General features: G+C 52.0%; 6 protein-coding genes and 1 pseudogene. 3 read left to right on the forward strand and 4 right to left on the reverse strand.

What is annotated here, in order from left to right; genetic code table 11:
* Nucleotides 1-100: 100 nt before the first annotated feature.
* From ACTHUT_RS11275 to ACTHUT_RS11290, 4 genes and pseudogenes are all read right to left on the reverse strand, one after another.
* Nucleotides 101-880, reverse strand: coding sequence for a hypothetical protein (locus ACTHUT_RS11275; RefSeq protein WP_250601692.1), 780 nt, complete (start codon nucleotides 878-880; stop codon nucleotides 101-103).
* 284 nt (nucleotides 881-1,164) lie between these two features.
* Entirely contained in the window at nucleotides 1,165-2,379 is a 1,215-nt protein-coding gene (locus ACTHUT_RS11280; protein ID WP_250599566.1) for an MFS transporter, read from the reverse strand.
* Nucleotides 2,380-2,643: 264 nt separating this feature from the next.
* Nucleotides 2,644-4,083 (reverse strand): annotated as a pseudogene (locus tag ACTHUT_RS11285) (porin family protein).
* Between the two features lie 106 nt (nucleotides 4,084-4,189).
* Nucleotides 4,190-4,930: a Slam-dependent surface lipoprotein gene (locus ACTHUT_RS11290; protein WP_250599564.1), complete on the reverse strand. Its 741-nt coding sequence runs from the start codon at nucleotides 4,928-4,930 to the stop codon at nucleotides 4,190-4,192.
* 283 nt (nucleotides 4,931-5,213) lie between these two features.
* On the opposite strand from ACTHUT_RS11290, the gene ACTHUT_RS11295 reads away from it, so the two are divergent.
* The 3 genes from ACTHUT_RS11295 to ribD all read left to right on the forward strand — a co-directional run.
* On the forward strand, nucleotides 5,214-6,056 hold the full coding sequence (locus tag ACTHUT_RS11295; protein WP_250599562.1) for a class II glutamine amidotransferase: 843 nt from the start codon (nucleotides 5,214-5,216) through the stop codon (nucleotides 6,054-6,056).
* A 199-nt stretch (nucleotides 6,057-6,255) separates the two neighbouring features.
* Nucleotides 6,256-6,708, forward strand: a complete 453-nt coding sequence (gene nrdR, locus ACTHUT_RS11300) for a transcriptional regulator NrdR (RefSeq protein WP_049328291.1) — start codon at nucleotides 6,256-6,258, stop codon at nucleotides 6,706-6,708.
* 14 nt (nucleotides 6,709-6,722) lie between these two features.
* Nucleotides 6,723-7,803, forward strand: a 1,081-nt coding sequence (ribD, locus tag ACTHUT_RS11305; RefSeq protein ID WP_440418807.1) for a bifunctional diaminohydroxyphosphoribosylaminopyrimidine deaminase/5-amino-6-(5-phosphoribosylamino)uracil reductase RibD, incomplete at its 3' end; no start/stop codon positions are given.

The raw sequence follows: 7,803 nt of genomic DNA on the forward strand, positions 1-7,803 counted from the left end.
TTTTAGGCATGCCCATGCGAATAAAATGCTGCCGAATTTGTGCATTTTGAACTGTTTCCATAATAATTCTCCTATTAATTGTTTGAGTAAATTTTTAATTTTAATTGGTGATCAAATAATTTTTTTTATATTTAATATAAGATATTTCCTTGCTACATCTCATATTTTCTTGGTTATCATGCATAAAGTCTAGAGATACACTATCATTAATAGACAATCTTGCATGAAAATTCTTAATATGACCGTTGTTGTCAATAGCCTCTAATGATTTTTCTAAGTTGTCAATAGCCTTTAATGATTTTTCAAAACTTACAGCAGAATCAGAACAAAATATCGGTCTAAACATTAAATGCCAACCAATTCTTGGCAGGGGCAAATCCTCGGGATAACGGTTGTCAGGAAACAGCGAACGGTAATGCTTTAAATAATCAGGCGTTGCTTCGATTTCTAAAAAAGTACTGCCGTCGTAGTCGGTCTGATGCACTACCGTAAAGCCGTCGGTCGGCCGTTTTAGCTTACGCCGCCTGTGTTTGAGCCATGTCTGCCGCTCTGCCTTGTCTTTCCATCTGAGTACCGCCTGTTTTTCTCCGTCAGGCCGCAAACGGCCGGAAAGCCGCAGATAGCGCCGGTACACGGGAATCTGCCACTTTTTCGCTAAGTCTTCAGGCGGCATATCAAGCAAACAGGCACTATGCAGCGTGCCGGCCATCTGTCTGAACAAATTCTCGAAGCTCTCTACAGGATAAAGCTGCCCGCAGCCCGTTGCGTCATCTGCATATGCTTGAGAAACAGAGACCGTCTGAATGCCGCTATCGGCGTGAGACAAAATGGGCAGCAACATGGCCGGCCACAGCAAAGCAGCTAAAAATTTCACACTCATCTCCTTCTTGATAGAAATTATTACTTGCATTGATATTATTTCCAATATTTTTTCACTGCAAGCACATTTGCACGCTAATTGAGACCTTTGCAAAATTCCCCAAAATCCCCTAAATTCCCACCAAGACATTTAGGGGATTTTTCATGAGTACCTTCTTTCAGCAAACCGCCCAAGCCATGATTGCCAAACACATCGACCGTTTCCCACTAATGATAGAAAAAGGTCGTCTGAAAACCGCTTTTCCGTTTTCAGACGACCTTTGTTCTTTGCTTTGTTCAAGCGGGTTACGCCGTTTTCTTTTCGCGTATCGGCAGGTTCAGCAAAGCCGCCGTCCCCGCCAACACCGCGTCGGCATACCACATCCAGCCGTAATCGTTGAATTGATAAATCACGATGCCGCCGATATACGAGCCTAAAAAACCGCCGATTTGGTGGCTCAACATCGTCAGTCCGAACAGCGTCGCCAGATAGCGCGTGCCGAACAGCTTGCCTGTAATCGCAGCGGTTGGAGCGACGGTGGCGAGCCAAGTGAAGCCCAGCGCGGCGGCGAAAATGTAGAAATTGACGTCGGTTCTTGGGGCGGCAAGGTATATCAGCACCATCGCCACGCGCGAGGCGTAGAGTCCGAACAGAACGTATTTGCCCAAAAACCGCCCCGTACACCAGCCCGAAAAAATGCAGCCTGCGATGTTCGCCAAGCCGATAATCGCAATCGAAGTCGAAGCGACCGAAGCGGGCAGGCCGCAGAGCGCGATTTCGTTGGGCAGGTGGGTTACCAAAAACGCAATGTGGAAACCGCAGGTAAAAAAGCCCAAGTGGAGCAGGATGTAGCTTCGGTCTTTAAACGCGGTTTTGACCGCCTGCCCCAGCGTTTGCCCGTTTTCAGACGACGTGTGGTGCGTGGCGACAGCGTTTTTGCCGCCCGCCAGCCACCACGAAATCGGCAGGATCAAAAGTGCGATGCCGCTCCAAACGTAAAACGCTCCCGTCCAGCCGACAGCGGGCGATATCAACAAACCCTGCACCAGCGGCGCAAACAGAAACTGCCCCGCCGAACCGCCCGCGTTGACCAGCCCCGAAGCCAAACCGCGTTTGTGCGGCGGTACTTTCGCCGCGACCTGCCCCATGATGATGGAGAAACCGCCCGAGCCCGTTCCGAATGCAAAAAGCAGCCCGATTGCCAGCATCAGCCCCCAATAAGTCGGCATCTGCGGCACCATCAGGCAGGCGCAAGCCAACAGCAGCGCGCCGCCGCCCAAAACCTTAAACGCGCCAAAGCGGTCGGCAAGCGCGCCGGAAAGCGGCTGGGACACGCCCCACATCAACTGGAAAACGGCAATAATCAGGCTGAACTCTTGGATACTCAGCTCGGTAGAGTCGACAACGGGACGGACAAACAGTCCCATAGTCATGCGCATACCGATGGTAATCAGCAGGATGGCGGCGGCAGCGGCGGTCACCAGCCAAAGGTCAGGGGATTTTTGCTGTGTGTGTGTCATGGTTATGATTTGTTTCTATTGGAAAATGCCGTTCAATCAAACGGCAAAACGACGGATTTTAGCAAACGGGCTGACGCAGGCTAAATAACTCCTGATGCTTTGGATATAGCCAAAACCTCTATCCGCGCCGTTTTTCAATTTCTTTCTATCTGAAAGGTAGGGCATGGGATATGGGCAGAAAATACGGCGCATAAAAAACAGCAAAGGTCGTCTGAAAACCCGAAATCCGATTTTCAGACGACCTTTGTGTTTCTGCGTCCTGCGTTAGAACGATTTGACCAGCGACAGACCGACTTCGTTTTGCTTGTAGCTGTACAGCCAGTCGGTGTTGCCGTGGACGCGGCGGTGTTTGTAGCTGAGGACGGGTTTGAGGCCGGCGAATTTCCAGCGGTCCGCGCCTATGCTGAGGCGGTAGGTTTGCTCTTTGTCGCGGCGGCGTTGTTCGAGTACGGCGTTTTCTTCGCGGTGGCTGCGGATGCCGAAGGTGGCGGAGGCGGAGGCATCGAAGCCGGCTTCAAACATTTTTGCCGCGCCCAGCCGTGCGGAGATGAGGCGGTAGCTGTCCACCGGTTCTTTGGCTTTGCGCTGCTACCAGTCTATGCCGCCGTAGAGCATGAGGTCGTTGCGCGGGAAGTAGGACAGGGTGTTGTAAACGGAGAAGAGGCTGCCGTCGAGCAGGCGGGTTTTGTCGGAATAGGAGAGGTGTTTCCACTCGGCTTCGGTGTTCCACGTCCAGTTGCCTTTGTCGAGGTTCCACTCGCTGCGCACGCCGTAGGCGCGGTTGAGGGTTTTGCCGCCGCTGCCGTTCCATTCGACAAGCGGGGCGAGGGCGAAGGTGTGGCGGTGGTTTTCAAACTGGTAGCCTGCGCTGAGGTTGAGCGTGTGTTCGTTGAAGTCTTTATGGTCGCGGTAGAAGCGGCCGTAGCCGAGCGTGCGGGTGGCGATACCGTGGTGTCCTTTAATCTGCCAGCGGCGGACGGCGGCGGCTTCGTATTTGATGCCGTTGGCGGAAATGGGCTGGTCGCCTGAAAATTCTTCCCAACATTCGCCGTCAATTTCGGTTTTACACCATACTTTGCCGCTGGCTTCGTTGATGTTGCTGTTGTGGACGGCGCCGACGGAAAGGCTGCCCTGCCAGCTTTGGCGTTGGTTTAGAGAGTCGCGGAAATGGCCGATGTTTTCTTTGACAGCTTCGGGCAGGTCTTCGTTTTGAAGGTGTGCAAATTCAGAAGAGGCTTCGCGGTTCAGACGGCCTTCAAAAAGCAGGCGTGCGTAATCAAGCCGTCCGCGTGTGAAGTCGGGATGACGTTGCAACAAGGTTTCGTATTCTTGTTTGGCTACTTTCCACTTGCCTTCCCCTCGAGCCAACGAGGCGCGGGCAAACGAAGCGATATCGGGATCGTATTCGCTTTGCTGGGTATAACGCTCCAGCAGCGGGCGAACGGTTTGCCAATCGCTGCGGTTGACGGCGTTAAACAGTCCCTCGCCTTGGTCGGTTTCGGAATCGCTCTCGGCTGTCTGCCCGGTATATGGAGCAGAAATATCAAGATGATATTCACGCACTTTTTGTTCCTGCTCCTGCATGGTTTGGCGGGTATCCTGCCACAGGCGTTGTACGGTGCGGTCGTCTGAAAAGTCAGAACGCGGCGCGGCCAGGACGGGGGCGGAAAGAAGCAGAATCAGGCAGGCAGACGGTTTATACATGGTGTCGGCTTTCCGGTCGCAAGTTTCAGACGACCTTGAGAAATTTGGAGGCAAGTGTTTAAAAAAGCCTGCGGATGGCAGGCTTTATTTTACTTAAAGACGGATTTTAGCGTTTTACGCCGCCGTATGCCGTATCCAGATTGCGGTCGGTCTTAAATTTGGCAACACCAGCCAACGCGCTTGCACCGTTGCCGAAGAAGTGGCCTTCGGTTGTACCGAAGTGGCCGTTGGCGCGGGCGTAGCCTTCAAATGATGCGCTAGACGGTTTGATGCGGGAATGAATATCCAGCTGCATGGCGTTGTTTTTCATAGAACCGGTCAAGACTTTTTGACCGAAGTCGGCACGCAATGTACCAGTCAGAGGATTATTGCCGGTGTAGTTGTTGATACCTTTAACTGCGTAGTTGGCTACACCGGATACAGGCATAGAGGTAGCGCGTTTGTCGCCGGAGTAGTAAACGCCGCGGTTGGTGCCTTTAGCGTATTCTTTGCCAACCCACTCGCCGTAATATACTTCCGAACCGCCGCTCTTAATGGTATCAAATGCATAACGGCCGAGATTTTGACGGGTGTATGCGTCGTTAACCTGTACGGTTTTCACGCCGTTGCGGTCTGCTTTTGCCGGAATGCGGTTTACGTTGGTGTAATACACTCCTGAACGGTAGGCTGCATTTTTCATCACTTTTTCGCCTTCGGCTTCAGATGCAGGCTTACCCCATTTTTTGCCGTATTTGTGATTTTTGTAGCCATACTCGAATGGGTTATAGGCATTATTAGCGGCAAATGCGCCTGCGCTGAACACAACAGCCAAAACAGCAGCGGTGTTTTTTTGCAGATTCAGTTTCATTGAACACTCCTTGAGGTAAGACGATGGTGGGGAAAATTATGTTTCGTTGTGAGTAGAACATATCGTTATGTGAGGAGGTATTTTTGTTCTACAAAACATTTTATAGGGGAAGTGTTAGCACAGAATTAGCAAATATCCTAAAAATCTCCAATAAGGCGAAAATATTTATTTTTAATTCGATACGACCTGTATCACCTGCCCCAAAACGGCAAAGAATATATTGAAACTGCCTGCCCGATACACCATAATGACCCTATAAATACCCGAAAAAAAGGTTAACGCCATGTGCCAACTGCTCGGCATGAATTGCAACACTCCCACAGACATCATGTTTTCTTTTGAAGGCTTCCGCCGCCGTGGCGGCATTACCGATCACCACGCCGACGGCTTCGGTATCGGCTTTTTCGAAGGCAAAGGCGTGCGCTTGTTTCACGACGACAAGCCCAGCGCCAACTCGCCTGTTGCCGACTTGGTACGCGCCTATCAGATCAAATCTGAAAACGTGGTCGCCCATATCCGCAAGGCCTCACAAGGCCAGACCTCATTGGCGAACACTCATCCCTTCATGCGCGAGATGTGGGGTGAATATTGGCTGTTTGCACACAACGGCCATTTGATTGATTTTTTTCCCGAGCAGGAAAAGTTTTACCACGCGGTCGGCACGACCGATTCCGAACGCGCGTTCTGCTTTATCCTCAACCGCCTGCGCAGTCGCTTTGCCACCAAACCCGAACCTGAAGTTTTGTTTGACGCCATTGCCGGCCTGACCCATGAAATCCGCCGCCACGGTTTGTTCAACTTTGTGATGTCCAACGGCGACTGCCTGTTTGCCCATGCCAGTACCTTGCTGCACTACATCGTGCGCAAAGCCCCGTTTGGCAAAGCACGCCTGCTGGACGACGACGTGATGGTCGATTTTTCCAAAGTGACCACGCCAAACGATAAGGTCTCCGTCATCGCCACCCTGCCCCTGACGCGCGATGAAACTTGGTCGCAGTTGGCAGTCAATGAATTGGTGATGTTTCAAGACGGCGATATCGTCCGCAGCGACCGCCCCGAAAATCCGGTTTATATGAGTGCGGAAGAAGGTTTGGAAATCGCCCGCGCCGTCGGCGTATCGGTTTAACGGTTGATTGACTGAAAAACTCAAGGCCGTCTGAAAAGCTCAACTTCACTCAAGTTGCCCTTTCAGACGGCCTTTTTATACTTAATCCAGCGAAAAAGCCTTTACTATACGAAAATAGCGCAATCCGCTACAATAATAGGCCACAAACAATAAATTCAATTGCTTAGCGACCTTGCCGAGCGTATGACAAGGAAACCCGATGAAGTGCCCGTTTTGCCAACACCCCAACACACAAGTAACCGACTCGCGATGGCTGGAAGACACCAACAGCATCCGTCGCCGTCGCAAATGCTTGGAATGCGGACAACGCTTCAGCACCTTTGAAACCGTTGAAATGCGGATGCCGCAAGTCATCAAATCCGACGGCACACGGGTTCCCTTCAATCCGCACAAACTGCAGACCAGCCTTGAGCGCGCGCTGCACAAACGCCCTGTTACGCAAGAACAAATCGATGAAACCGTTGCCCTTATCGAGCAACGCCTCTACCGTTTGGGCAAAAAAGAAGTCGCTTCGCACATCGTCGGCGAAATGGCAATGGAAGAGCTGGCAAAAATCGATCAAGTCGCTTATGTCCGCTTCGCGTCTGTCTATAAAAGCTTTAAAGACGTTTCCGAATTCACCCAAGTCATTGCCGAATGTAAAGCCAAATAAGGCCGTCTGAAACCATGTTTTCCGCACTTGATACCCAAATGATGCAAACCGCCCTCGAGCTGGCCAAGCTTGGGCGGTTTTCTACTTCCCCCAATCCCCGCGTCGGCTGCGTAATTGCACACGGTGCCCAAATCGTCGGACAAGGTTTCCACGTCAAAGCAGGCGAACCGCACGCTGAAGTTCATGCGTTGAGGCAGGCCGGAGCGGCGGCAAAAGGCGCAACCGCCTATGTCACGCTGGAACCTTGCAGCCATTATGGTCGCACACCGCCATGTGCCGAAGCGCTGGTTCATTCCGGCGTAACGCGCGTGGTCGCCGCCATGACTGACCCTAACCCGTTGGTCGCAGGCAAAGGCTTATCTATGCTGGAAGCCGCCGGAATACGTACCGAAAGCGGTTTGTTGGAAGCTCAGGCGCGCGAACTCAACCGCGGTTTCCTGTCGCGTATCGAACGCGGCAGACCGTTTGTCCGCCTCAAATGCGCCGCCAGTTTAGACGGCAAAACCGCCCTTTCAGACGGCCGCAGCTTTTGGATTACCGGCGAAGCAGCACGCGAAGACGTACAAATTCTCCGTGCCGAAAGTTGCGCCGTTTTGACCGGTATCGGTACCGTACTTGCCGACAACCCGAAACTCAACGTCCGCAGCTTCCCCACCCTGCGCCAACCTGCGCGTATCGTCTTGGACAGCCGACTGCAAATCCCTTTGGACTGCCACCTCGTTACTGATACCGAAAGCCCGACCGTTATCGTTACCCTTTCCTCAGACGAACAACGTTTACAGGCTCTAAGCGCATTTAAACATATCCGCATCATCAGGCCGTCTGAACACATCAACGGCCGTATCAATCTTCTTTCACTCATGCCGCAACTGGCAGAGTTTGGCTTTGGCGAAGTTCTGGTAGAAGCCGGCTCCACACTTGCTTCAGCCTTCCTGAAGGATGACTTGGTGGATGAAATCGTCCTCTACCAAGCGCCGAAACTGTTAGGCGCAGGCAAACCTCTTTTCTCCCTTTCTGAAAATCCGGCCGTCCTACTTTCAGACAGCCCTTGGCAAAGTCAATCAGTAGAAATCATTGGACAGGACATTAAATGGG

Source organism: Neisseria sp. P0022.S010 (assembly GCF_051956635.1).